22 protein-coding genes are annotated in these 21,905 nt (G+C 69.6%); 15 read left to right on the forward strand and 7 right to left on the reverse strand.

Features of this window, described 5'->3' with window-relative positions:
• Nucleotide 1: 1 nt before the first annotated feature.
• Nucleotides 2-373, reverse strand: a complete 372-nt coding sequence (locus ACLL81_RS15955; protein WP_411289352.1) for a response regulator — start codon at nucleotides 371-373, stop codon at nucleotides 2-4.
• A gap of 90 nt (nucleotides 374-463) precedes the next feature.
• Between ACLL81_RS15955 and ACLL81_RS15960 the strand changes: the two genes are divergently transcribed.
• The 5 genes from ACLL81_RS15960 to ACLL81_RS15980 all read left to right on the forward strand — a co-directional run bounded on the left by ACLL81_RS15960 (nucleotide 464) and on the right by ACLL81_RS15980 (nucleotide 6,571).
• Nucleotides 464-2,503, forward strand: coding sequence for a PAS domain S-box protein (locus tag ACLL81_RS15960; protein WP_411289353.1), 2,040 nt, complete (start codon nucleotides 464-466; stop codon nucleotides 2,501-2,503).
• A 13-nt stretch (nucleotides 2,504-2,516) separates the two neighbouring features.
• The gene (locus ACLL81_RS15965) at nucleotides 2,517-3,539 is read left to right on the forward strand and encodes an adenosine deaminase (RefSeq protein WP_411289371.1); all 1,023 of its coding nucleotides are present in this window, start codon (nucleotides 2,517-2,519) and stop codon (nucleotides 3,537-3,539) included.
• Between the two features lie 70 nt (nucleotides 3,540-3,609).
• On the forward strand, nucleotides 3,610-4,830 hold the full coding sequence (locus tag ACLL81_RS15970; protein ID WP_411289354.1) for a parallel beta-helix domain-containing protein: 1,221 nt from the start codon (nucleotides 3,610-3,612) through the stop codon (nucleotides 4,828-4,830).
• A complete protein-coding gene (locus ACLL81_RS15975) occupies nucleotides 4,827-5,882 on the forward strand; it encodes an SO2930 family diheme c-type cytochrome (RefSeq protein WP_411289355.1) in 1,056 nt (351 codons plus the stop codon). The genes ACLL81_RS15970 and ACLL81_RS15975 overlap by 4 nt, the downstream gene beginning before the upstream one ends.
• A 68-nt stretch (nucleotides 5,883-5,950) precedes the next feature.
• Nucleotides 5,951-6,571 carry a sulfotransferase family protein gene (locus ACLL81_RS15980; protein ID WP_411289356.1) on the forward strand — a complete coding sequence of 207 codons (621 nt, stop codon included), beginning with the start codon at nucleotides 5,951-5,953 and terminating at the stop codon, nucleotides 6,569-6,571.
• Nucleotides 6,572-6,615: 44 nt separating this feature from the next.
• Here the strand turns inward: ACLL81_RS15980 and ACLL81_RS15985 are convergent, their stop codons facing one another.
• The gene (locus ACLL81_RS15985; protein ID WP_411289357.1) at nucleotides 6,616-7,176 is read right to left on the reverse strand and encodes an HNH endonuclease; all 561 of its coding nucleotides are present in this window, start codon (nucleotides 7,174-7,176) and stop codon (nucleotides 6,616-6,618) included.
• A gap of 750 nt (nucleotides 7,177-7,926) precedes the next feature.
• On the opposite strand from ACLL81_RS15985, the gene ACLL81_RS15990 reads away from it, so the two are divergent.
• The 3 genes from ACLL81_RS15990 (at nucleotide 7,927) to ACLL81_RS16000 (ending at nucleotide 10,379) form a co-directional block, all read left to right on the forward strand.
• Nucleotides 7,927-8,544, forward strand: coding sequence for a TetR/AcrR family transcriptional regulator (locus ACLL81_RS15990; protein WP_411289358.1), 618 nt, complete (start codon nucleotides 7,927-7,929; stop codon nucleotides 8,542-8,544).
• A 79-nt stretch (nucleotides 8,545-8,623) separates the two neighbouring features.
• Nucleotides 8,624-9,472 (forward strand): tRNA glutamyl-Q(34) synthetase GluQRS, encoded by an 849-nt coding sequence (gluQRS, locus tag ACLL81_RS15995; protein WP_411289372.1) that lies wholly within the window; start codon nucleotides 8,624-8,626, stop codon nucleotides 9,470-9,472.
• Nucleotides 9,465-10,379 (forward strand): DMT family transporter, encoded by a 915-nt coding sequence (locus ACLL81_RS16000; RefSeq protein WP_411289359.1) that lies wholly within the window; start codon nucleotides 9,465-9,467, stop codon nucleotides 10,377-10,379. Before gluQRS ends, ACLL81_RS16000 begins: the two co-directional genes overlap by 8 nt.
• A 78-nt stretch (nucleotides 10,380-10,457) precedes the next feature.
• Here the strand turns inward: ACLL81_RS16000 and ACLL81_RS16005 are convergent, their stop codons facing one another.
• Nucleotides 10,458-11,885 carry a protein adenylyltransferase SelO gene (locus ACLL81_RS16005; RefSeq protein ID WP_411289360.1) on the reverse strand — a complete coding sequence of 476 codons (1,428 nt, stop codon included), beginning with the start codon at nucleotides 11,883-11,885 and terminating at the stop codon, nucleotides 10,458-10,460.
• A 224-nt stretch (nucleotides 11,886-12,109) separates the two neighbouring features.
• Between ACLL81_RS16005 and ACLL81_RS16010 the strand changes: the two genes are divergently transcribed.
• From ACLL81_RS16010 to ACLL81_RS16020, 3 genes are read left to right on the forward strand one after another with little or no spacing between them, the layout of a single operon-like run.
• Nucleotides 12,110-13,351 carry an NAD(P)/FAD-dependent oxidoreductase gene (locus tag ACLL81_RS16010; protein WP_411289361.1) on the forward strand — a complete coding sequence of 414 codons (1,242 nt, stop codon included), beginning with the start codon at nucleotides 12,110-12,112 and terminating at the stop codon, nucleotides 13,349-13,351.
• 12 nt (nucleotides 13,352-13,363) lie between these two features.
• Complete coding sequence (gene nhaA, locus ACLL81_RS16015) at nucleotides 13,364-14,545, forward strand: Na+/H+ antiporter NhaA (protein WP_411289362.1); 1,182 nt, start codon at nucleotides 13,364-13,366, stop codon at nucleotides 14,543-14,545.
• A 2-nt stretch (nucleotides 14,546-14,547) separates the two neighbouring features.
• Nucleotides 14,548-14,907, forward strand: coding sequence for a GFA family protein (locus ACLL81_RS16020; RefSeq protein WP_411289363.1), 360 nt, complete (start codon nucleotides 14,548-14,550; stop codon nucleotides 14,905-14,907).
• On the opposite strand, the gene ACLL81_RS16025 is transcribed toward ACLL81_RS16020, so the two are convergent.
• From ACLL81_RS16025 to ACLL81_RS16035, 3 genes are all read right to left on the reverse strand, one after another.
• Nucleotides 14,904-15,842, reverse strand: coding sequence for an alpha/beta hydrolase (locus ACLL81_RS16025; protein WP_411289364.1), 939 nt, complete (start codon nucleotides 15,840-15,842; stop codon nucleotides 14,904-14,906). The two genes, ACLL81_RS16020 and ACLL81_RS16025, sit on opposite strands and share 4 nt — an antisense overlap.
• 64 nt (nucleotides 15,843-15,906) lie before the next feature.
• Nucleotides 15,907-17,343 (reverse strand): aldehyde dehydrogenase family protein, encoded by a 1,437-nt coding sequence (locus ACLL81_RS16030; protein ID WP_411289365.1) that lies wholly within the window; start codon nucleotides 17,341-17,343, stop codon nucleotides 15,907-15,909.
• 105 nt (nucleotides 17,344-17,448) lie between these two features.
• The gene (locus tag ACLL81_RS16035) at nucleotides 17,449-18,381 is read right to left on the reverse strand and encodes an SMP-30/gluconolactonase/LRE family protein (protein ID WP_411289366.1); all 933 of its coding nucleotides are present in this window, start codon (nucleotides 18,379-18,381) and stop codon (nucleotides 17,449-17,451) included.
• A gap of 222 nt (nucleotides 18,382-18,603) precedes the next feature.
• On the opposite strand from ACLL81_RS16035, the gene ACLL81_RS16040 reads away from it, so the two are divergent.
• The 3 genes from ACLL81_RS16040 (at nucleotide 18,604) to ACLL81_RS16050 (ending at nucleotide 20,163) form a co-directional block, all read left to right on the forward strand.
• A complete protein-coding gene (locus ACLL81_RS16040) occupies nucleotides 18,604-19,332 on the forward strand; it encodes an SDR family oxidoreductase (RefSeq protein WP_411289367.1) in 729 nt (242 codons plus the stop codon).
• Nucleotides 19,333-19,345: 13 nt separating this feature from the next.
• Nucleotides 19,346-19,690, forward strand: a complete 345-nt coding sequence (folB, locus tag ACLL81_RS16045; protein WP_411289373.1) for a dihydroneopterin aldolase — start codon at nucleotides 19,346-19,348, stop codon at nucleotides 19,688-19,690.
• Nucleotides 19,691-19,767: 77 nt separating this feature from the next.
• Nucleotides 19,768-20,163: a DUF4870 family protein gene (locus ACLL81_RS16050; protein ID WP_411289368.1), complete on the forward strand. Its 396-nt coding sequence runs from the start codon at nucleotides 19,768-19,770 to the stop codon at nucleotides 20,161-20,163.
• Nucleotides 20,164-20,209: 46 nt separating this feature from the next.
• Here ACLL81_RS16050 and ACLL81_RS16055 read toward each other — a convergent pair whose 3' ends face one another.
• Nucleotides 20,210-21,097, reverse strand: coding sequence for a branched-chain amino acid aminotransferase (locus tag ACLL81_RS16055; protein ID WP_411289369.1), 888 nt, complete (start codon nucleotides 21,095-21,097; stop codon nucleotides 20,210-20,212).
• Between the two features lie 77 nt (nucleotides 21,098-21,174).
• On the opposite strand from ACLL81_RS16055, the gene ACLL81_RS16060 reads away from it, so the two are divergent.
• Nucleotides 21,175-21,882, forward strand: coding sequence for a response regulator (locus ACLL81_RS16060; RefSeq protein ID WP_411289370.1), 708 nt, complete (start codon nucleotides 21,175-21,177; stop codon nucleotides 21,880-21,882).
• The last annotated feature ends 23 nt before the right edge of the window (nucleotides 21,883-21,905 follow it).

The raw sequence follows: 21,905 nt of genomic DNA on the forward strand, positions 1-21,905 counted from the left end.
CTCACAGGCCAGCCAGGCGCCGGACCTCGGCCGCCAGCCCAATCGGGTCGAAGGGCTTGGTGATCACCCCGGCCACGCCCAGGGCCATCAGCTGCGCCAGTTCATCGGGCAGCACGCGCGCGGTGATGAACAGCGCCGCGGGCTGGACGCCGGCGCGCGCACGGATCTCGGCCAGCAGCATCGGCCCATCCATCTGTGGCATCATCACATCCAGCATGACGATGTCGGCTTTCCAACTTTCGAGCAGGGTGAGCGCCTCGGGACCGGAAGCGGCGATCCGGACCTCGAGGTCCTCGTCCATCTGCAGGCACAGCTCCGCCACTTCCCGGATGTCCGCATCGTCGTCGACGTACAGCACCTTCAACGGCGACATGACGGCTCCCAGCTACCCAGACCTACCGATAGCACCCCCGCACGAAAGCCGTCACGGACCCCGGTCCGAACGGCTGCAACAGGCGCACCCATGACCGACGCAGAAGCCGCCCGCCTCGCCACCTTGCGGGAATACCAGATCCTGGACACCGGCCCGGAGGCCGTGTTCGACCGCATCACCGAACTGGCGGCCGACCTGTTCGACGCCCCCATCGCCCTGGTGTCGCTGGTGGACAAGGACCGTCAGTGGTTCAAGTCGATGGTGGGGCTGGACGTCCACGAAACGCCGCGAGAGCAGGCCTTCTGCGCCCACACCATCCTCACCGACGAGGTGATGGTGGTGCCTGACGCGGAGCTGGACGAGCGATTCCGCGACAACCCCCTGGTCCTGGACGATCCTCTGATCCGCTTCTATGCCGGCGCGCCCCTGACCATGCCCAACGGTCAGCGGCTGGGGTCGCTGTGCATCATCGATCGCAACCCGCGGCCGCCGCTCACCCCGACCGAGCGCCGGCGCCTCCAGATTCTGGCGGAGATCGTGGTCAGCGAGATGAACCTGCGCCTGACACGCGAGCGGCTGGAACTGGCCAACAAGGAGGCCGAGACCGCCCGCGCCGCTATCGCCGAGCGGGAGAAGATGTTCCACGAACTGGCGGACTCCGCGCCGGACATGGTGCTGAAAGTCGATCAGACCTACACCATCGTCTACGCCTCTCCGTCGGTCAGCCAACTCGGCTATGTTCCTGAGGACCTGGTCGGGCAGCCCGGGCTCAGCCTGGTCCACCCTGACGACCTGTCCAGGATCACCACCCAGCTCGCCGGGCTGATGCAGGGCGGCGAAGCGGGGGCGGCGAAGGAACGCAGCTATCGCGTGCGCACCCGCCAGGGCGACTATGCGTGGGTGGAGGGCAACCCGAGCATGTTGCGCGAGGCCGATGGCTCCATCAGCGGCCTGGTCACCCAGTTGCGCGACATCACCCTGCGACGGGCGGCCGAGGAGGCCCTTGAGGCCAGCGAGGCGCGCTACCGCCTGCTGGCCGCGAACTCGAGCGACGTGATCGGCTGCTACGGCAAGAACGCCATCTTCACGTTCATCTCACCGGCGATCTACCGCGTGCTGGGCTACCGGCCCGAGGAGCTGGTCGGGCGCCATACCAGCGAGTTCATGCACAAGGACGACGTGCCCCACATCATGCGCATGTTCCGGGACTACATGGCGGCGGGGGAAGGCGCGGAGCCGATCCGCTTCGAGTACCGGGCCTTCCGCAAGACCGGGGAACCGATCTGGCTGGAGGGGCATCCGCGGGCGATCTATGAGAACGGGACGTTCGTCGAGTTCCAGGACGTGGTGCGCGACATCTCCCTGCGTAAGGCGAACGAACGCGCGCTCGCCGAGGCGCGCGACGCCGCCGAGGCCGGGGCCGCGGCGAAGACCGAGTTCCTGGCCAACATGAGCCATGAGCTGCGCTCGCCGCTCACCAGCATCATCGGGTTCGCGGGCATCCTGGGCGCCTCCCCCACCCTGGGTGAGAGGGAGCGGCGCTTCACTGAGCGGATCGGCGCGGCGTCGAACAACCTCCTGACCATCGTCAACGACGTCCTCGACCTCGCCCGCCTGGACTCCGGCGAACTGTCGATCAAGCCGGAGGCGACGGACCCGCGGGAGGTGGTGGCCGGTGTCCTTGAGATGCTGGCCGAACAGGCTGCCGCCAAGGGTCTCGTGCTGACCATGGAATCGAAGGCTGACCTGCCGAAGGTGCTGGCGGATCCGGCGAGGCTGCGGCAGGTGGTCCTGAACCTGGTCAGCAACGCCGTGAAGTTCACCGAGAAGGGCTCCATCACAGTTTGCCTGCGCCGGCAGGCCGAGACCCTGACCATCGCGGTGGTGGACACCGGCATCGGCATAGCGCCCGACCGCGTCGACCAGGTCTTTGAGCGGTTCGTCCAGGCGGACGCGTCGATCACCCGGAAGTTTGGCGGAACGGGACTGGGCCTCGCCATCTCACGGCGTCTCGTCGACCGCATGGGCGGTGATATTGAAGTGGCCAGCAAGATCGGCGAAGGCGCCACGTTCACGGTGCGCCTGCCGTTGTCGCTGCAGCCGGCCGCCCTCGCAGCGGAGGCCCATTGACAACATGCCCACGATGACCCGCGCCGAGTTCATCGCCGGCCTGCCGAAGGCCGAGCTGCACCTGCATATCGAGGGCAGCCTCGAGCCTGAGCAGATGTTCGAATTCGCCCGGCGCAACCGCATCGACCTGCCGTTCAAGTCGGTGGAAGAGGTCCGCGCGGCCTACGCCTTTTCCAACCTGCAGGACTTCCTGGACATCTACTACCAGGGCGCCGACGTGCTGCGGACCGAGGCGGACTTCCGCGACCTGGCGCTGGCCTACTTCCGGCGCGCGGCGGACGATGGGGCGCGCCACGTGGAGCTGTTCTTCGACCCGCAGACCCACACGGCCAGGGGCATCCCCTTCGCCGTGGCCGCCGACGGCCTGCTGGCCGGGATGGCGGAGGCCGGGACCAGCCTGGGCGTCTCCTCCAAGTTGATCCTCTGCTACCTGCGCCATCTTTCCGAGGACGAGGCTTTCACCACCCTGCGCCAGGCTGAGCCTTACCTCGACCGGATCGCCGGCGTCGGCCTGGATTCGTCGGAGGTCGGCCACCCGCCCACGAAGTTCGCCAAGGTCTATGCGGCGTCGCGTGAGCGCGGGCTGAAGCTGGTCGCCCACGCCGGCGAGGAAGGCCCGCCGGCCTATGTCTGGGAGGCGCTGGACGAGCTGCGGGTGGACCGCATCGACCACGGCAACCGCTCGCTTGAGGACGACCGGCTGGTGGCCCGGCTGGTGGCCGACGGCATGACCCTGACGGTCTGCCCGCTCTCCAACCTCAAGCTATGCGTGGTCGACGACCTGGCGACGCACCCCTTGAAGCGGATGCTGGACCTGGGGCTGAAGGCGACCATCAATTCCGACGACCCGGCCTATTTCGGCGGCTATCTTGGCGAGAACTGGACCGCCACGGCGGGCGCCCTGGACCTGACCCGCGAGGCGCTGATCACCCTGGCCCGGAACAGCTTCACCGGCTCGTTCCTGGCGCCGCCGGAGATCGCGGCGCACCTGGCGGCCATTGACGCCTATGCGCTGGCCAACCCGGCGGTTGCGTGAGCCGCGGGAATGGCGCCACCCTTGCGGTGAGCGGCGCGAGACGACGCCGGCCAATCCGGGAAGAACCACCATGCTGAAGCTACGCGCCGCGCTGATGGGCGCCACGGCCGCCACCCTGATCGCCGGCGCCGCCCAGGCCGCGACCCTGGCGGTGGGCCCCGGCCCCAACGCCCAGGAGCGGCTGCAGACCGCGCTGCTGGACGCCAAGGCCGGGGACGTGGTGCGCCTGGCGGCCGGCCGCTACGAACTCACCGACGGCCTCTCCCTCGACATCGACGGGGTCACCGTCCAGGGCGCGGGGCCGGGCGCCACCATCCTGTCGTTCAAGGGCCAGAAGGGCGCCGGCGAGGGCCTGCTGATCACCTCGGACCGGGTCACGGTGCGCGACTTCGCCATCGAGGACAGCCGCGGCGATGGGATCAAGTCCAAGGGCGCCGACCAGATCAGCTTCGTGAACCTGCGGGTGGAATGGACCGGGGGGCCGAAGGAAACCAACGGCGCCTATGGCGTCTATCCGGTGACCTCAACCAATGTGCTGATCGACAAGGTGGTGGTAAAGGGCGCGTCGGACGCCGGCATCTATGTGGGACAGTCGAAGAACATCATCGTCAAGCGCAGCCGCGCCGAGTTCAACGTGGCCGGCATCGAGATCGAGAACTCGATGAACGCCGACGTGTTCGACAACGTCGCCACCCACAACACCGGCGGCATCCTGATCTTCGACCTGCCCGGCCTGCCGCAGATGGGCGGTCACTCCACCCGGGTGTTCCGCAACAAGGTGGTCGACAACGACACGCCAAACTTCGCGCCCAAGGGCAATATCGTCGCCGGCGTGCCGATGGGCACCGGCATCATGGTGATGGCCAACCGCAACGTGCACCTGTTCGACAACGAGATCAGCGGCAACCAGTCCACCGCGGTGACCCTGGTCGCCTATCGCTTCAAGTTCGACGACAAGACCTATAACCCCCTGCCGCGCGACATCGTGGTGCGCGATAACAAGATCGGCCGCAACGGCTGGGACCCCAAGTTCGATGGCGGCGCCATGCTGGCCAAGGCCATGGGCGGAAGCGTGCCACCGGTGATGTGGGACGGGGTCACAACCTTCCCCGGCACGACGGAGCCGGTCCGCCTGCGGCTCTCCGACGGTCCCGTCGCCAACCTTCGGCTGCCGGCGCCCGGCGCCATGGACAAGGCCAATCCGGAGGTGACGGCCACCTACGGCGACGCCGTCCTGCCGGAGCCCAAGGCCGTCGTGCTGCCCGCCGCGCAGGCCGCGCTGGGCGCATGAGGCTGGGCCTGGCGGCCCTGGCGGCTGCGGCTCTGCTGACCGGCGCGGCGCCCCAGACCCCGCCGGTGGCCCTCGACCGGCTCCTGGCCCCCACGCCTGAGCCAACCCTGGACGCCTACCGCCTGTTCACCGACCAGGCCGGGGCGCGGCCGAACGCCGGGCTGACGCCCTATGGCCTGAACACGCCGCTGTTCAGCGATTACGCCGAGAAGGAACGCTTCCTCTACCTGCCGCCGGGAACCCGGGCGCAGTACCGGGCCGATGCGGCGTTCGAGTTCCCGGTGGGCGCGACCCTGGTCAAGACCTTCGCCTATCCCGCCGACCTGCGCCGCCCGGCCGAGAAAATCCGCCGGCTGGAAACCCGCCTGCTGATCCGCCGGCGCGAGGGCTGGACGGCGCTCACCTATGTCTGGAACGTCCAGCAGACTGAGGCGGTCCTGAAGCGCGCCGGCGCGCGGCTGGACGTCAGCTTCATCGACCTGGCCGGGGCCACCCGCCAGGTGGACTATGCCGTGCCCAACACCAACCAGTGCAAGGAGTGCCATCAGGTCTTAGGCGTGCTGACGCCCATCGGGCCCAAGGGCCGCAACCTCAACGGCGACTTCGCCTATGCCGACGGGCGGGAGAACCAGCTGGTCCGCTGGCGGCGGGCGGGCCTCCTGGCGGGCGCGCCGGACCCGGGCAAGGCGCCGCGCACCGCCGTCTGGGACGCCCCCGCCGAGCCCCTGGCGGCGCGGGCCCGGGCCTACCTCGACAGCAACTGCGCCCACTGCCACAGCCCCACGGGCATCGCCTCCAACAGCGGCCTCTTCCTGCAGCTGGAGGAGACCCGTCCCGGCGCGCTGGGGGTCGACAAGCGCCCGGTGGCGGCCGGCCGCGGGTCCGGCGGCCTGGAGGTGTCCATCGCGCCGGGACGCCCGCAGGACTCGATCCTGCTGCACCGCATGGTCTCCACCGAGCCCGGCGTGATGATGCCCGAGCTCAGCCGGTCCCTGCGGCACGACGAGGGCGTGGCGCTGATCTCCGCCTGGATCGCGGGCACGAAGCCCTGAGTTCGACGCCGCTGGACCTGCCCACTTTGCCGGCGCAGGCTGGCCGGCAGGCAGGTGGGAGGCGCGCGATGACGCTGTCGGTGATCGGGGCCGGGTTCGGCCGCACGGGGACGCTTTCCCTGAAGCTCGCCCTCGAGGAGCTCGGCTTCGGCCCCTGCTATCACATGATGGAAGTGTTCAAGAATCCGTCGGCCTTCGGCTGGTGGGAAGCCGCCGCCGACGGCGGACCGGTCGACTGGGCGCGGATATTCGAAGGCTACCGGTCCACCGTCGACTGGCCCAACGCCACCTTCTACCGCGAGCTCGCTGAGGCCTACCCCGAGGCCAGGGTGATCCTCACCGAGCGCGACCCGGAGACCTGGTTCGCCTCAACCCAGGCCACCATCTTCGCCCGCGAGATCGACCCGGCCACCGAGGATCCGTTCGAGCGCATGATCCTCAAGGTGGTCTACGGCCTGTTCGACCGGCGGATGCATGACAAGGACCACGTGATCTCGGTGTTCAAGGCGCACAACGCCCGGGTCCGCGAGGTGATCGCGCCGGAACGCCTGCTGGTCTACGAGGTCACCCAGGGCTGGGCGCCGCTGTGCGAATTCCTCGGCGTGCCTGTCCCCGACGGGCCGATGCCGAAGGTCAACGCCCGCGAGAACTTCCCCCGCGACATCGGCCGGGCGGCGGTGGGAAGTTAAGCTGAACGCTCTGGGGAACGGGCGCGCGGCGCAGCCGTGCCGCCTCAAGCCTCCAGCTCGATGTCCCAGTAGAGGTAGTCGAGCCAGCTCTCGTGCAGGTGGTGAGGTGGGAACCGGCGGCCGCTTTGCTGTAGCTCGTAGGCCGTGGGCCGGCGTGGCTTATGGCGCGGGTGCATGCCGGCCTGGTGCGGGGTGCGCCCGCCCTTGGTCAGGTTGCAGCGCGCACAGGCGGTGACGATGTTCTCCCAGGTGGTCCGCCCGCCCCGCGAGCGCGGGATCACATGGTCGAAGGTCAATTCCTCAGCGGCCCGGCAGTACTGGCAGCAGAAGGCGTCGCGCAGAAAGAGGTTGAACCGCGTGAAGGCCGGCGGCCGGTCCTGGGTCACGTAGTGCTTCAGCGACACGACGCTGGGCAGCTGCATCTCGAAGGAGGGCGAGTGGACGACCTGATCGTAGGTGGAGACCACGTCCACGCGGTCAAGGAAGACCGCCTTGATCACCTCCTGCCACGGCCACAGCGACAGGGGATAGTAGCTGAGCGGCCGGTAGTCCGCGTTCAGCACCAGGCAGGGCCAGCCAGAGGGCGCGCGGCTAAGCACCTGCATGGCCGGGCCTCCCGGAACGCCCTTGGGCGTCTATGCAATTCGTCTTGGGACTGAAGACCAAACCCCTGCTGCCGGAGCTATGACGATGGGGGAACTATAGGGGAGATTCGGAGACATCTCCATGACGCTGGGTTCCCAGGAGCCGTCGCCTCGCCCACGGTCTTGAACGGACGAGGCTCAGCGGCTTCGCATCAATCAGGCGCCGACGATGGCGGTGGCGCCGGCCAGCGTCAGGGCCAGGCCGACGATCGCGTAGGCAGCCAGGGTATCGAGGATGCGGTTAATCTGGATCGACATGGGGTAGTCCTTTCTTCGGGTTTGCGGTCCGGTCCATCCGGGCCGCCTGTCCAACTGGACGATGTTTAGATAGCACTTATCTGAACGCTGTCTAGATACACATTTACGCTGTACTGTTATGCGTTTTTGCATGGGTAATTGAGGCGGCTCGGGACCCCGCGACGAAAAAGGGCCCCGCGAGGGGGCCCTTGGCCGTGCGACAGAGGTCGGGGAGCCTCAGAAGCCCAGGGCCGCCGTAGCCGCCGCGGCGGTGAAGCCGAGGAACAGCAGGAAAGCCGGGGTGAGCCGGTCGAAAATGCGTTCGAACTGCGGGAGAGTCATGACACACACCTTTGAGTTTGAACCCGGAGGGAGCCGGGACGTTTCTTATTTTAACAACGCTAAGATAGCGTCGATCTGAGCGGCGTCAAGATCATCTTTACGGCGCCTAGATTGAGATTTATGGTGAGCGTGATGAGAGAATCTCAAGCCGTCGAAGCCCGGCCCTATCACCACGGCGACCTCAGTCGCGGGCTGATCGACGCCGCCCGCCGCCTGCTGGAGGCCGAGGGGCCCAATGCGCTGTCCCTGCGCGCCGTGGCCCGCGAAGCCGGGGTCAGTCCGGCGGCGCCCTACCACCACTTCAAGGACAAGGGCGAACTGCTGGACGCGGTGGCGCAGGAAGGCTGGATGATGCTCGACCAGGCCATGGTCGAGTCCAAGGCCAAGGCCGCGCCGAAGGACCAGCTCACCTCGCTGGGCATCGCCTACGTCTGTTTCGCCCGCGAGAACCCGGCGCTCTACCGGGTGATGTACGACGCGGCCCGCGACAAGGAAGCCCTCCCCGACGAGGGTGAGGACAGCGCTTACTGCCAGGTGCGCGACACCATGATCGAGATGGGCGCCGACCCTGACAATGCGGTCGAACTGGAGTTGACCACCACCGCCGCCTGGTGCGCCGCCCACGGCCTGGCTGAGATGGCCGGATTCAAGCAGTTCGATCACCTCAAGGAGACCCTCGGCGGCGAGAAGGCCTTCCTCTACGCGGTGCTCAACCACGTGGGCCTGTTCCAGGGCGACCATCGCCGGTAGAGCGTGACAGCCGAAAGTGGATGCCGGTTTCGGCGCTCGTCACGCTCTAAACTTTTGAAGATGGAGCCGCCGGGTGGCCCTGCCCTTCGTCACCCGCTTCGCGCCCTCGCCCACCGGCTACCTGCACCGGGGCCACGCCTTTTCCGCACTGACCGCCGAGACCGCCGCCCGCCAGGCCCACGGGCGCTTTCTGCTGCGCATCGAGGATATCGACGCCGGCCGCTGCCGGCCTGAGTTCGAGGCCGCCATCCTCGAGGACCTGGCCTGGCTGGGCCTCCAGTGGGAGGAACCCGTCCGGCGACAGTCCGACCACCTGAGCGACTACGCCGACGCCCTGCGCGATCTGGCTGGCCGCGGCCTGGTCTATCGCTGCTTTCGCACCCGTCGCGAGGTGTCCGGGGAGATCGGCGGCGCCCCGCACGGCGCCATGGAGGTGTTCCGCGGCCAGGCCCTGCCGCCTGGAGAGGAAGCCCGACGCCTCGACGCCGGCGAGGCCTTTGCCTGGCGCCTCTCCCTGGAGGCGGCGGAACGCGCCCTGGGCGGCTTTGGCGGACTAGCCTTCATCGAGCTGGGCCAGGGGTCCGGCGGGGAGCACGGCGAGATCGTGGCGCGGCCGGAACTCGGCGGCGACGTGGTGCTGGGCCGCAAGGACCTGGGGGTCGCCTATCACCTGGCGGTGGTCTGCGACGACGCGCGCCAAGGCGTGACCCAGGTGATCCGCGGCCAGGACCTGTTCGAGGCCGCCCATGTGCAGCGCCTGCTGCAGGCCCTGCTGGGCCTGCCAACGCCGGTCTATCGCCACCACCGCCTGCTCACGGCTCCCAATGGCAAGCGGTTCGCCAAGCGCGACCAGGCCCAGACGCTGCGCGAGCTGCGTGCGCGCGGTATGACGCCCACGGAGATTCGACGGGAGATGGGCTTTGATTGAGGCTACGGCCGCCACGGGCAGGCCGCGCTGGGAGGCGCTGGCGGTGCTGGTGTTCGGCGCCTGCGTGATCGGCCTGTCGCCGATCCTGGCGCGGCTTGCCGACACCGGCCCGGCGGCGGCCGGGTTCTGGCGGCTGGCCTTCGCGCTCCCGCTGCTGTCGATCATGACGGTGCGGACCTCGGGGCCCCTGGGGCGTCCATCGGGCCTGGCGCTGTTCGCCGGCCTGATGTTCGCCCTCGACCTGGGCTTCTGGCACTACGGGATCAAATACACCTCCGTCACCAACGCCACGGTGCTGTCGAACCTGACCCCGGTGGTGGTCACGGCGTTCGCCTGGATTTTCCTGCGGCAGCGGCCGCGGGCCCTGTTTGTGCTGGCCGTGGCCATCGCCGTCAGCGGCGCCTGGCTGATGGCCATGAGCAAGGGCGGCGGCGACCGGCTGATCGATCCGCCGCTGGGCAACGCGCTGTCCGCCACCACCGCCCTTTGGTACGCCCTCTACTTCCTGGCCATCGGCGAGGGCCGCAAGCGAGAGGGCGCCAGCCGCCTGATGTACTGGTCAAGCCTCACCGGCACGCCGCTTTTGCTAGCGGCCGCCCTGGTGCTTGGGGAGCAGATCATCCCCGGCTCAGCCGGCGGGTGGGCGGCCTGTATCGGCCTGGGGCTGATGCACGTGGCCGGTCAGGGCTCGATCGCCTGGGCCATGGGACGGCTGCCCACGTCCACCGCCTCGGTGGTGGTGCTGGTCCAACCCATCGTGGCCGGCTACCTGGGCTGGGTGCTGTTCGCCGAGGCCCTGGGCCCCTTGCAGGGGGTGGGCGCAGGCGTCGCCCTGGCCGGGGTCGTCCTGGCGCAGTGGGTTACGCGGCCCGGGGCTGGGCCTCAGCCGATCAGTCCCACGAAGTAACCCAGCAACAGGATCGGCAGCACCACCAGGGTCCAGACGAGCGCGGCTTTCATGGCGACGCAACCGCTGTCGGAAGACTCAGGTTCCTTGGGCGGGCAGGCCCCAGGCGACCCGCTGGGTCTCGATGGCGCCAAGCTTGGCGTGGAACGCCGACCAGTCGTCGTCCGTCGCGATCCGCGCCCAGATGGCCTCGATCTCGTCGTAGAGCAGTTCCTCGGGATCAGGCTGGGCAAACCGCGGATCAGCCAGCCGCTCCGGACGGTCGGCCTCATAGGCGCCGATCGCCGCGCGGAAAGCGGCGAACCCCTCGCCGGCGTAGAGCCCGCCCCGCGGACCCGCCAGGGCGCGGCCGGCGTCGCCGCAGAACCAGTCGAAGAAGAACGGCTCCCACCGCAGGGCCTCGCCGCCTTCGGCCAGGGCGGCGAAGGCGGCCTGCACCAGGGCGGCGTCCATCTCGTCGCCCCGCTGCCGCACGCCCAGCCTGGCCAGCATCGCGCTCACCAGTTCCAGCCGATAGGCCGGGCCGAAGCCGTTGAGCGCCGCCACCAGGAGGTCGGTCTCCGTCGTCAGGCTGAGCGCGCCGGCCAGTTGCTGCAGGTTCCAGAACACCGCTTCCGGCTGGCGCCCGAAGCTGTACAGGCCCTGGTGGTCGAAATAGGCGGCGGTGAAGTTCGGATCGGATTGCGGCAGGAACCGGTAGGGCCCGTAATCGAAGCTCTCCCCGGTCAGGCTCATGTTGTCGGTGTTGAGCACCCCGTGGACAAATCCCGCCGCCATCCAGCGCGCGGTGAGCCTGGCCATCCGCGCGACCACAGCCAGCAACAACGCGGCCGGGCGGTCGGCAGCGTCGGCCTGCTCAGGATAGTAGTTTTCGAGCACATGGTCGGTGAGCGCCGTGACCCGGTCCGGCCGCTCGAAGAAGGCGTGCCGCTGGAAGGTCCCGAAGCGGATGTGGCTGTGCGACAGGCGCACAAGCACCGCGGATCGCGTCGGGCTGGGCTCGTCGCCGCGCACCAGATCTTCGCCGGTCTCCACCAGGGAGAACGAGCGCGAGGTGGGCACGCCCAGGGCCTCCAGCAGCGCCGTGGCCAGCACCTCGCGCACCCCGCCCTTCAGCGTCAGCCGCCCGTCCCCGGACCGCGACCAGGGCGTGCGGCCCGAGCCCTTGGTCCCCAGGTCGAGCAGCCGGCCGGACCCGGCCTCGCGAAGCTGCGCGAAGACGAAGCCGCGGCCGTCGCCGATTTCGGGGTTGTAGGTGCGGAACTGGTGGCCGTGATAGCGCTGCGCCAGCGGCGGATCGAGGTTTCCGGGCAAAGGCTCAAAGCGGCCGAAGTGGGCGATCCACTCGGCGTCGCTCAGCGTCTCCAGGCCGACGCTCTGCGCGGCCCGGTGATTGCGGAAGCGGAGGTCGGTCTGCGGAAAGGCCTCGGCCAGCACCGGATCGGCGAACTCGGGGCCGAGCACCTGGAACTTGGGGTCGGGCCGGTAGGCGGGCGAGACGGGCATCTAGAGGCAGATGGACCGCCGCGCCCTCCAGGGCAACCGATCAGCGCAGCCCGAAGAAGCCCAGGACGACCAGGACGACGACGACGAGACCGACGATATAGATGATGCTGTTCATGGAGTGCTCCTGAAGTTTCCCGAGGTTCCGAACGCCGGGGCGCGCTTACTGTTCCGCTGGCGCCACACTTAAGCTTGCCCAGCCGTCCCGTGCGCCTAAGGCTCGCCCGATGACGCGCGCGCCTCAGCCAGCCCCCCAGCCCCGCACCGCCGCCGTGATCGGCGCGGGCCCCGCCGGGCTGATGGCCGCCGAGGTGCTGGCCGCGGCGGGTGTTCGGGTGACCGTGTTCGAGCGCATGCCCTCGCCGGGGCGCAAGTTGCTGATGGCCGGCCGCGGGGGATTGAACCTGACCCACGCCGAGCCCTTCGAAAGCTTCCTTCCGCGCTATGGCGAGGCGCCGGCGCTACAGCCCGCGCTGGAGGCGTTCCCGCCGGCCGCGCTGGTGGCGTGGGTGGAGGCCCTGGGCCAGCCCACCTTCGTCGGCTCCAGCGGCCGGGTGTTTCCCAAGGCCCTGAAGGCCTCGCCCGTGCTGCGCGCCTGGCTTCGCCGGCTGGAGGCCCTGCGCGTCGAGATCCGCACCCGCCACACCTGGACGGGCTGGGACGCAGCCGGGGCCCTCACCTTCGCCGAGGCGCCCGCCGTGCGCCCCGAGGTCACGGTCCTGGCCCTGGGCGGCGCCAGTTGGCCCAGGCTCGGGTCCGACGGGGCCTGGACAGCTGTGCTGTCGGCGGAGGGGATCGCGGTCACGCCGCTGCAGCCGGCCAACGTCGGCTTCGACGTGGCCTGGAGCCCCCTGTTCCGCGACCGTTTCGCCGGGACGCCGCTGAAGGGCCTGGCCCTCGCCCATGCCGGACGGGGCGCCCGCGGCGAGGTGATGATCACCGCCTATGGCCTGGAAGGCGGGGCCCTCTATGCGCTGGCCGCCCCGCTGCGCGACGCGATCGCGGCGGACGGCGGGGCCCTGCTGGAGGTCGATCTGCGGCCCGACCAAAGCGTCGGCCAGCTCACCGGCAGGCTCGCCGCAACGCGGCAGGGCGAGACCGCCAGCCACCGCCTGCGCCGCACCCTCAATCTGTCGCCCGCCGAGACCAGCCTGCTGCGCGAGGGCCATGGGGTCGCCTTGCCGTCGGAGCCAGGGGCGCTGGCCCGGGCGGTCAAGTGGGTCCCGATCAAGCTCACCGGCGTCCAGCCGATCGGCCGGGCCATCTCCACGGCGGGCGGCGTGGCCTTCGCGGGCCTCGACGCAGCCCTGATGTTGCGGGCCCGGCCGGGGGTCTTCGTGGCCGGTGAGATGCTCGACTGGGAGGCGCCCACCGGGGGCTATCTGCTGCAGGCGAGCTTCGCCACCGGCGTCGGCGCCGCCACGGGCGCTCTGGCTTGGCTGGAGGGTGGCGGCCCCGCCCGCCCATGATAGGCAAGGCCCATGTCGACGCGGTCCACCCTTGAGTTCCTGAAGACCGAGACCGGGTCCGGCCTGCTGCTGGCGGCCGGTGCGTTCCTGGCCATCGCCTGGGCCAATTCACCGGCGGCCGGCTCTTACGCCCTGATCGTCGACTACCCGATCCTCGTCCAGCTCGGCCCGTTCTCCGAACAGATGTCCCTGGGCGGCTGGGTGAAGACCGCGCTGATGCCGATCTTCTTCTTCATCGTCGGCCTGGAGATCAAGTACGAGGTTCTACGCGGCGAGCTCTCCAACCCCCGCAGGCTGGCCTTGCCGGTGGTGGCGGCGCTGGGGGGCGTCGCGGTCCCGGCGGCCATCTACCTGGCGCTGAACGCCGGACCCGGGGGATCGCCGCAGGGTTGGCCGACCCCGGCCGCCACCGACATCGCCTTCGCCCTGGCCGCCCTGTCGCTGGTGGCCGCCCGCCTGCCGCCGACCCTGCGCATCTTCCTGCTGACCGTGGCCATCGCCGACGACCTGGCTGCGGTGGTCCTGATCGCCGTCCTGTTCACGTCCGACATCCGCCCCTGGATGCTGGCCGGCGCCGCCGCGACCCTGGCCGTGCTGGGGGCCATGTCCCGTTGGCGCGGCGCGCCCTACGTGTTCTGGGCGGTAGGGGCGATCCTGCTCTGGGGCTTCACCCTGAAGTCGGGGGTCAACACCTCCCTCGCCGGCGTCGCCGCGGCCCTGTGCGTTCCGCTGGAGCCCAAGCGCCCAGGCGGCCAGGGCGTGCTGCAGGAACTCATGGACGCGCTGCATCCCTACGTGGCCTTCCTGATCCTGCCGCTGTTCGCCTTCACCGCCGCGGGCTTCTCGGCGCAGGGCCTGCCGCCAGCGGCCTTCACCGGGCCCATCGCCCTGGGCATCGCCACCGCGCTGTTCGTCGGCAAGGCGGTGGGCGTGTTCGGCGCGGCGTCGCTGATGATCGGGCTGAAGCTGGTGCGCCGGCCCACCGGCGCGACGTGGCTGGAGCTGTTCGGTGTCTCGGTGCTCTGCGGCATCGGCTTCACCATGAGCTTCTACATCGGCGCCCTGGCCTTCCCGGAGACCGACGCCCTGGCGCAGACCCAGGTGCGCATCGGCGTGCTGATGGGCTCGCTGGCCTCGGCGGCGGTGGGCATGGCCGTGCTGGGCTGGTGTCAGGCCCGGCGGGACGCAGTCTAGCCATGCCGATCACCGCCACCTGCCATTGCGGCGTCTGCGCGATCACCCTGGCCCAGGCGCCGGCCACGGTCACCGACTGCAACTGCTCGATCTGCCGCCGGTACGGGGTGCTGTGGGCTTACTACGCGCCCGGCGACGTGGACCTTTCGGCCATGGGCGCGACCGACGTCTACATGTGGAACGACCGGGCGATCGAGTTCCACCGGTGCCGCCAATGCGGCTGCCTAACCCACTGGAGCCCTGTCGATCGGTCCTTGGGGCGCATGGGCGTCAACGCCCGCCTGCTGCCCCTGGAAACCCTGGAGACGCTGAGGATCCGTCGCCTCGATGGCGCCCGGACCGAGACCTACCTGGACGACTAGCCCAGGGCGACCTTGAGAGCCGCGGCCGTCTCGGCGGCCGCCTGCGCCACCGCCGGCGAGACATCGGCCATCAGGAAGAAATCGTGGACCAGGGCGGGGTAGTCCACGTGCTCGGCGCCCACCCCGGCGGCCCGCAGGCGCAGGGCGTAGTCGCGGCCCTCATCCTTCAACGGGTCGTAGCCCGCCGTCACCACCAGCGCCGGCGCCACGCCCGCCAGATCCTTGGCGCGCCCCAGCATGGCCCGGTGGACGTCCTTGTGGGTGATCGCCGCCAGGCACTTGTCGAACCAGGCGATCGCCGCCTTGGTCAGGATCGGTCCGTCCAGGTCACGGCGCGAGGCGGTCTCGGCGTCAGGCCAGATGCCGGGGTAGAGCAGCAGTTGGAACGCCAGCTTGCGCGCCGCGTCGTCCCTCAGGTCGAGCGCCACCGAGGCTGCCAGGTTGCCGCCGGCGCTGTCGCCGCCCACCGCGATGCGGGACGGGTCGAAGCCGATCTCCGCGGCATGGTCGAAGGCCCACCGGGTCGCCGCCAGGGCGTCGTCATGGCCGGCCGGGAACGGGTGTTCGGGCGCCAGCCGATAGTCCACCGCCAGCACCCGCGCGCCGGACCCCGCCGCCAGCCGGCGACAGTGGCCGTCGTGGGTCTCCAGGTCGCCGATCACGAAGCCGCCGCCGTGGAAATAGACCAGGCCGGGGGTCTGCGCCCCGGCGCCCGCCGGGGTGTAGAGCCTGGCCGCGATCTCGCCCGAGGCGCCGCCGACCCGCAGGTCGCGGGCCGCCACGTCCCTCGGCGCGTTCTGGTCCTGCGCCTGGCGCTGCATCCGATAGCCGGCGCGGATCATGTCCGGCGGCAGGTCGTCCAGCGCCGGCTGCGGCTGGTCCTCCAGGGCCTTGGCCTGTTCGGCGATCATCGCGGCGAAGAGCGGGTCGAGCATGAGGGGTCCCCCAGAACGAAGAAGGGGCCGCCCTGCGGGCGGCCCCTTGCCGTGGCGCTGCGGTCTATTCCGCGGCTTGCTTCGGCGCGTAGCCGAGGATCGCCTTGGTCTCCAGGAACTCGTGGAAGGCGTAGTCGCCCCACTCGCGCCCGTTGCCGCTCATCTTGTAGCCGCCGAACGGCGCGGTCATGTCGGACCCACCGTTGATCGACACCTGGCCGGCGCGCAGCCGCGAGGCGACCTTGCGGGCTTGCTCCAGGTCGGCGCCGTTCACATAGGCGGCCAGGCCGTACTCGGTGTCGTTACCAACGGTGATCGCCTGGTCGAGGCTGTCGTACCCGAGGATCGAGAGCACGGGGCCGAAGATCTCTTCCTTGGCGATGGTCATCTCGTTGGTGACGTTGGCGAACACCGTGGGCTTCACGAAGTAGCCCTTGTCCAGGCCGTCCGGCCGGCCGACGCCGCCGGTGACCAGGGTGGCGCCCTCGTCGATGCCCTTCTGAATCAGGGCCTGGATCTTGTCGAACTGCACCTTGGAGACCACCGGGCCCAGCATGGCGTTGCCGTTGGGGTCGCCCACCGTGATCGTCTCGGCGGTTTCCTTGGCGGCGGTGATCGCCTCGCCCATGCGCTTGGTGGGGACCAGCATCCGCGTGGGCGCGTTGCAGGACTGGCCGGAGTTGGTCATCACGTGCTGCACGCCGCGGGCGACGCTCTTGGCCAGCACGTCGTCGTCCAGGACGATGTTGGGGCTCTTGCCGCCCAGTTCCTGGTGCACGCGCTTGACGGTGGGGGCGGCGTTCTTGGCGACCTCGATGCCGGCCCGGGTCGAGCCGGTGAAGGAGACCATGTCCACTTCCGGATGGGTGGAGAGCGGCACGCCCACGCCCAGGCCGTCACCGTGGACCAGGTTAAACACGCCGGCCGGGACGCCCGCCGCATGCATGATCTCGGCGAAAATCTGGCCGGAGAACGGGGCCACTTCCGAAGGCTTCAGCACCATGGTGCAGCCCGTGGCGATGGCCGGGGCCACCTTGCAGGCGATCTGGTTCAGCGGCCAGTTCCAGGGGGTGATGAAGCTGCAGACGCCGATCGGTTCCTTGACGATCATCGTCTGGCCGCGGTCGTCCTCGAACTTGAAGTCCTTCAGGATAGCGGCGGCGGTGGCCAGGTGGCCCATGCCGGCCGGGACCTGCGCGCGCTGCGCCAGCGAGGCGGGGGCGCCCATCTCCTCGGTCACCGCGGTGACCAGGTCGCCGAAGCGCTTCTGGTACTCGGCGAGGATGCGTCCGAGGACTTCCAGCCGTTCTTCGCGGCTGGTCTGCGACCAGCTCTCGAAGGCCCGGCGGGCGGCCATCACGGCCTTGTCCACGTCGGCGGCGGCGCCCAGGGCGATCTTGCCGACCACCTGCTCGGTGGCCGGGTTCTCGACGTCCAGCGTCTTCAGGACGACCGGGTCGACCCACTTACCGTCGATGTAGAACTTAAGGTACTCGCGCATGGTTTCCTCCTGAAGCTTCGTTGTGCCGGCCGGAGCTTGTGCCGCGCCCCGAGTTCAAACGCTCATTTTAGTGATCGGCGATAAGGGGGGAAGCCCCTTCGCGAATTACAGTTGATGCACCTGTGGCTGTCCCGCAACCGGGGACCTCACCTTGAGCACATAATCCGCGCGGATCGAGCCGATGTAGAGGTCCTTCAGGTCGCCGCCGCCCCAGGTGACGTTGGTGGGGTGGTTGACGGTCTGGCCCGAGGGATCGTGGATCACCGTCACCACCTCCTGCCGCGGCGTGATCGCCACCACCTTGTTGGCCGCCGGCAAGCAGACCCACAGGTTGCCGTCAGCGTCGAACCCGATCCCGTCGGTGTAGCCCAGGGCGCCATGCTCAGGGGCCGGCTCGCCCGGACGCTGCAGCAATCCAAGCTCCGGGCCGTAGCGCTCGCCCTTGCCCAGCAGCTGCTCTGCCAAGACCGGGAAGCGCAGCACGTCGGCGCCGCTGGTCTGGGCGCAGTAGAGGAACCGTTCGTCGGCCGACAGGGCCATGCCGTTGGGGAATTTCAGGCCCTTCGCCACCACCGACGCCGAGCCATCGGGTCGCAGCACGAAGATGAAGCCGTCCGCGCGCCCGTCCAGCGCCTGGGGCCAGGTCTCCGCATGGGTGGAGTTGGCGCACCAGATGTTCCCGGCCCGGTCGATCACCGGATAGTTCGACGAGGTCAGCCGCAGGCCTTCCACCTCGGCCAGCAGGGTCTCATGGAGACCGGTGGCGGGGTCGAACCGCTGCAGGGGGCCATCCTCGCGGTCATAGATACCGAAGTTGGCGATCACGATGCGCCCCTGGGCGTCCATGTTGATCCCGTTGGGCGCGCCGCCCCTGGGCCCCATCCGGCGGAAGGCCCCACCGGGCAGGAGCTCGGCCACCGCGCACTGGTGGTCGGCGGCGAAGATGCGGCCGTCCTTGGACACCACCACATCCTCCGGCCGGTCGATGCCCATGGCGATCTTCTCGAAGGCCTGGGTGGGAATGGGCTGCGGCGGCATGGTCGGGTCCTTCCCGCGGGCGTCGGCGAAACTTGACCGTGTCTTTGGCGCGAGGACAAGCCGGCTTGCAGGTATGGGCCAGCCTCGCTAAAGCCCGGGCATTGGTTTTTCCGGAGTCCCCATGATCGGGATCTACGCCATCGGCATCTTCCTCATCGTGTTCGCCGCGCTCAACTATTTCGAGTTCGGCCGGTTCGACTGAGCTGAACGGGAGCCTGCCCCATGGCTAGCCGTGGCGCGGCGCTGGTCACCGGCGGCGCGCGGCGGATTGGCCGGGCCCTGGTCGCCCAGGCCGCCGAGGCCGGCTTCGACGTCGCCATCCATGTGCGCTCGCCCGGCGACGAGGCCGAGGCCGCCGCGGCCGACGTCCGCGCCCGGGGCCGCAAGGCCGTGATCCTGGCCTGCGACCTGCGCAGGGAATCCACCACCGTGGCCCTGGTGGGCGAGGCGGAGGCCGAACTGGGCCCCGTCACCCTGCTGGTCAATTCGGCCAGCGTCTTCGAGGACGACGCCTTCGCGGCCATGAACCGCGCCTCCTGGGACCTGCACATGGAGACCAACCTGCGCGCGCCCCTGGTGCTGGCCCAGGTGTTCGCCAGGCGCCTGCCCGCCGACCGTGACGGCCTGATCGTCAACATCCTCGACCAGCGGGTGCTCGACCCGACGCCGGAGTTCTTTTCCTATTCCTTGAGCAAAGCCGCCCTGTGGGACGCCACCCGCATGCTGGCCAGGGCCCTGGGCCCCCGCATCCGGGTGAACGCCATCGGGCCCGGCCCCACCCTGCCCTCGATCCACCAGGATGCCGACGCCTTCGCCGCGGAAGCCGCCGCCACCCTGCTGGGCCGCCCGGTGACCCCGGCGGAGATCGCCCAAGCCCTGCGCTACCTGATCGACGCGCCCTCGGTCACCGGCCAGATGATCGCCGTCGACGCGGGACAGCACCTTGCCTGAGGCCCGCGTGGTGATGACCAAGGTGTTCGTCACCGGCCTGAAGGTGCAGGCCGAGATCGGCGTCTATCGCCACGAGATCGGCCGGGTGCAGCCCCTGGTGGTCGATGTGGAGCTGGACGTGCCCACGGCCGGCGCCGAACGGCTGGCCGACACCTTGAACTACGAGACCATCCTGGACGCCGCCCGCGCCGTGGCCGCCCAGGGCCATATCGAACTGGTGGAGACCTTCGCCGAACGGCTGGCGCGGGCCTGCCTGGCCGATCCGCGGGTGACCCGGGCCCGGGTGCGGGTGGAAAAGCCCCTGGCCCTGGCGCCCGACGCCGTGGGCGCCGGCGTCGAGATCACCCTGGTCCGCTGAGGCGGCCCCTTTACGTCCGCCTCTTCCGTTCCGACATCAATGGGGCGCATGATCGCGCCGGGACGGAGGGCCAACAAATGTCGGATCGACTGGGTTTCGGGGCTGTGGAAGACCGCACCATGCCGGCGGTGGTCTATGGGCTGTACTTTCTTGCCTTCGCCACGGGCGTGACCGCGCTCATCGGGCTGGTCATCGCCTATTCGGCGCGCGGGTCCGCCGGCGCCCGGACGCAGACCCACTACGACTTTCTGATCCGCACCTTCTGGATGGGGATCGGCTGGGCGATCCTCGGCGGCTGCCTGCTGCTGTTCGGCATCCCGCTCAGCATCATCCTGGTGGGCATTCCCCTGGTGCTGGTGGGGGGTCTGATCCTCAGCCTGCTGGGCGTCTGGTTCGCCATCCGCCTGATCGTCGGCGTGGTCTACCTGGCCCGCGACGAGCCCTATCCGCGCCCCCACACCTGGCTGGCGTAGGCAGACCTTTCCTCCCCCGCCGTCTGAGCGGAGGGGGAGGAAGGGATCAGGCGCTGACCAGTTCGCGCCGCACCATGCGGGCGTAGTCATCCATCAGGCTCAGGGAAATGGCGCCGGGCCGGAAGCTGTACTCGCCGATCTGCGCCACCGGGGTGACCTCCGCGGCGGTGCCCACCACGAAGCACTCGGAGAAACCGGCCAGCTCCTCCGGCCTGATGTGGCGCTCCACCACCTCCAAGCCCTTCTCGCGGGCCAGACGGATCACCGACTGGCGGGTGATGCCGTTCAGGAAGCAGTCGGGGGTCGGCGTATGGAGCGCCCCGTCCTTCACGAAGAACACGTTGGAGCCGGTGGATTCGGCGATGTAGCCACGCCAGTCCAGCATCATGGCGTCGGTGTAGCCGTCCTTCTCCGCGGCGTGCTTGGAGATCGTGCAGATCATGTAGAGGCCGGTGGCCTTGGCGTGCACCGGCTCAGTCTCGGGCGACGGGCGCTTGTACTTGGCCCAGCACATGCGGATCCCCTTGGCCTTTTCTTCCGGCTTGAAGTAGCTCGGCCAGTCCCACACGGCGATGGCCACGTGGATCTTGGTGTTCTGGGCCGAGACCCCGATCATCTCCGAGCCGCGCCAAGCGATCGGGCGGACGTAGGCGTCGGTGAGGCCGTTCTTGGCGCAGGTGTCCTTGCAGGCCTGGTCGATCTGGGCCACCGTGAACGGGATTTCGAAGTCCAGGATCTCGGCGGACTGAAAGAGACGCTCCGTATGCGCCGTCAGCTCGTAGATCTCCCCCCCGTACATCCGCTCCCCCTCGAACACGGCCGAGGCATAGTGCAGGCCGTGGGTCAGTACGTGCACCGTCGCCTCGCGCCAGGGCACGAACTGGCCGTCCAGCCAGATCCATCCATCGCGGTCGTCGAAGGGAACGAGAGACATGAGAGGGTGACCTCCTTTCAGAAGGCTCCTCTTGAAGCCCCCGCCGCCGCCCGCGTCAAACGAATTGGCGGCGTCGCATGAGCCTTGCCGATCCCGCCCGGCGCGGCCGCCACCTGCTGATCGTCGACGACGATGACCGCATCCGCGAGTTGCTCAAAGAGTACCTGGCTCGCGCCGGCTTCCGGGTCACTGCGGCCTCCGGCGGCGCACCGGCCCGTCGGCTGATCGCCACCCTGGACTTCGACCTGGCGGTGTTCGACGTGATGATGCCGGGCGAGGACGGGTTTTCCCTCACCCGCTGGCTGCGCGAGCAGCGCGGGCCCTCGGGGCGCACGCCAGTGCTGATGCTCACCGCCCGCGGCGAGCCCGAGGACCGCATCGAGGGCCTGAGGCTCGGCGCCGACGACTACCTGCCCAAACCGTTCGAGCCCGAGGAGCTGTTGCTGCGCATCGAGGCGATCCTGCGGCGCGCCCAGGATCGCCCGACGCCGGGGGCCAGCCTGTCGCTGGGCCGCTGCCGCTTCGAGCCCGACCGCGGCGAACTCACCTGCGACGGCGAGCCGGTGCGCCTGACCGAGGCCGAGGTCGCCCTGCTGCGCCAGCTCTCCCGCAGCCCGCACGAACCCGTCGACCGCCTGGAGCTGGCCCGCGACACCGTCGATCCCTCGGGCCGCGCCGTGGACGTGCAGGTGACGAGGCTGCGGCGCAAGATCGAGGACGACCCCAAGGCGCCGCGCTACCTGCAGACGGTGCGCGGTGTCGGCTACAGACTGGTCCCGGACTGATGCGGCTGCTGCCCCTGCGAGTG

It is taken from the genome of Phenylobacterium sp. (genome assembly GCF_046590535.1).
In the GTDB taxonomy this organism is placed as follows: domain Bacteria; phylum Pseudomonadota; class Alphaproteobacteria; order Caulobacterales; family Caulobacteraceae; genus Phenylobacterium.

What these genes read in the sequence shown, in the direction of transcription:
- ACLL81_RS15955 (WP_411289352.1), bottom strand. Translation starts at nt 373, where the DNA reads ATGTCGCCGTTGAAGGTGCTGTACGTCGACGACGATGCGGACATCCGG.
- ACLL81_RS15960 (WP_411289353.1), top strand. Translation starts at nt 464, where the DNA reads ATGACCGACGCAGAAGCCGCCCGCCTCGCCACCTTGCGGGAATACCAG.
- ACLL81_RS15965 (WP_411289371.1), top strand. Translation starts at nt 2,517, where the DNA reads ATGACCCGCGCCGAGTTCATCGCCGGCCTGCCGAAGGCCGAGCTGCAC.
- ACLL81_RS15970 (WP_411289354.1), top strand. Translation starts at nt 3,610, where the DNA reads ATGCTGAAGCTACGCGCCGCGCTGATGGGCGCCACGGCCGCCACCCTG.
- ACLL81_RS15975 (WP_411289355.1), top strand. Translation starts at nt 4,827, where the DNA reads ATGAGGCTGGGCCTGGCGGCCCTGGCGGCTGCGGCTCTGCTGACCGGC.
- ACLL81_RS15980 (WP_411289356.1), top strand. Translation starts at nt 5,951, where the DNA reads ATGACGCTGTCGGTGATCGGGGCCGGGTTCGGCCGCACGGGGACGCTT.
- ACLL81_RS15985 (WP_411289357.1), bottom strand. Translation starts at nt 7,176, where the DNA reads ATGCAGGTGCTTAGCCGCGCGCCCTCTGGCTGGCCCTGCCTGGTGCTG.
- ACLL81_RS15990 (WP_411289358.1), top strand. Translation starts at nt 7,927, where the DNA reads ATGAGAGAATCTCAAGCCGTCGAAGCCCGGCCCTATCACCACGGCGAC.
- ACLL81_RS16005 (WP_411289360.1), bottom strand. Translation starts at nt 11,885, where the DNA reads ATGCCCGTCTCGCCCGCCTACCGGCCCGACCCCAAGTTCCAGGTGCTC.
- ACLL81_RS16010 (WP_411289361.1), top strand. Translation starts at nt 12,110, where the DNA reads ATGACGCGCGCGCCTCAGCCAGCCCCCCAGCCCCGCACCGCCGCCGTG.
- nhaA (WP_411289362.1), top strand. Translation starts at nt 13,364, where the DNA reads ATGTCGACGCGGTCCACCCTTGAGTTCCTGAAGACCGAGACCGGGTCC.
- ACLL81_RS16020 (WP_411289363.1), top strand. Translation starts at nt 14,548, where the DNA reads ATGCCGATCACCGCCACCTGCCATTGCGGCGTCTGCGCGATCACCCTG.
- ACLL81_RS16025 (WP_411289364.1), bottom strand. Translation starts at nt 15,842, where the DNA reads ATGCTCGACCCGCTCTTCGCCGCGATGATCGCCGAACAGGCCAAGGCC.
- ACLL81_RS16030 (WP_411289365.1), bottom strand. Translation starts at nt 17,343, where the DNA reads ATGCGCGAGTACCTTAAGTTCTACATCGACGGTAAGTGGGTCGACCCG.
- ACLL81_RS16035 (WP_411289366.1), bottom strand. Translation starts at nt 18,381, where the DNA reads ATGCCGCCGCAGCCCATTCCCACCCAGGCCTTCGAGAAGATCGCCATG.
- ACLL81_RS16040 (WP_411289367.1), top strand. Translation starts at nt 18,604, where the DNA reads ATGGCTAGCCGTGGCGCGGCGCTGGTCACCGGCGGCGCGCGGCGGATT.
- folB (WP_411289373.1), top strand. Translation starts at nt 19,346, where the DNA reads ATGACCAAGGTGTTCGTCACCGGCCTGAAGGTGCAGGCCGAGATCGGC.
- ACLL81_RS16050 (WP_411289368.1), top strand. Translation starts at nt 19,768, where the DNA reads ATGTCGGATCGACTGGGTTTCGGGGCTGTGGAAGACCGCACCATGCCG.
- ACLL81_RS16055 (WP_411289369.1), bottom strand. Translation starts at nt 21,097, where the DNA reads ATGTCTCTCGTTCCCTTCGACGACCGCGATGGATGGATCTGGCTGGAC.
- ACLL81_RS16060 (WP_411289370.1), top strand. Translation starts at nt 21,175, where the DNA reads ATGAGCCTTGCCGATCCCGCCCGGCGCGGCCGCCACCTGCTGATCGTC.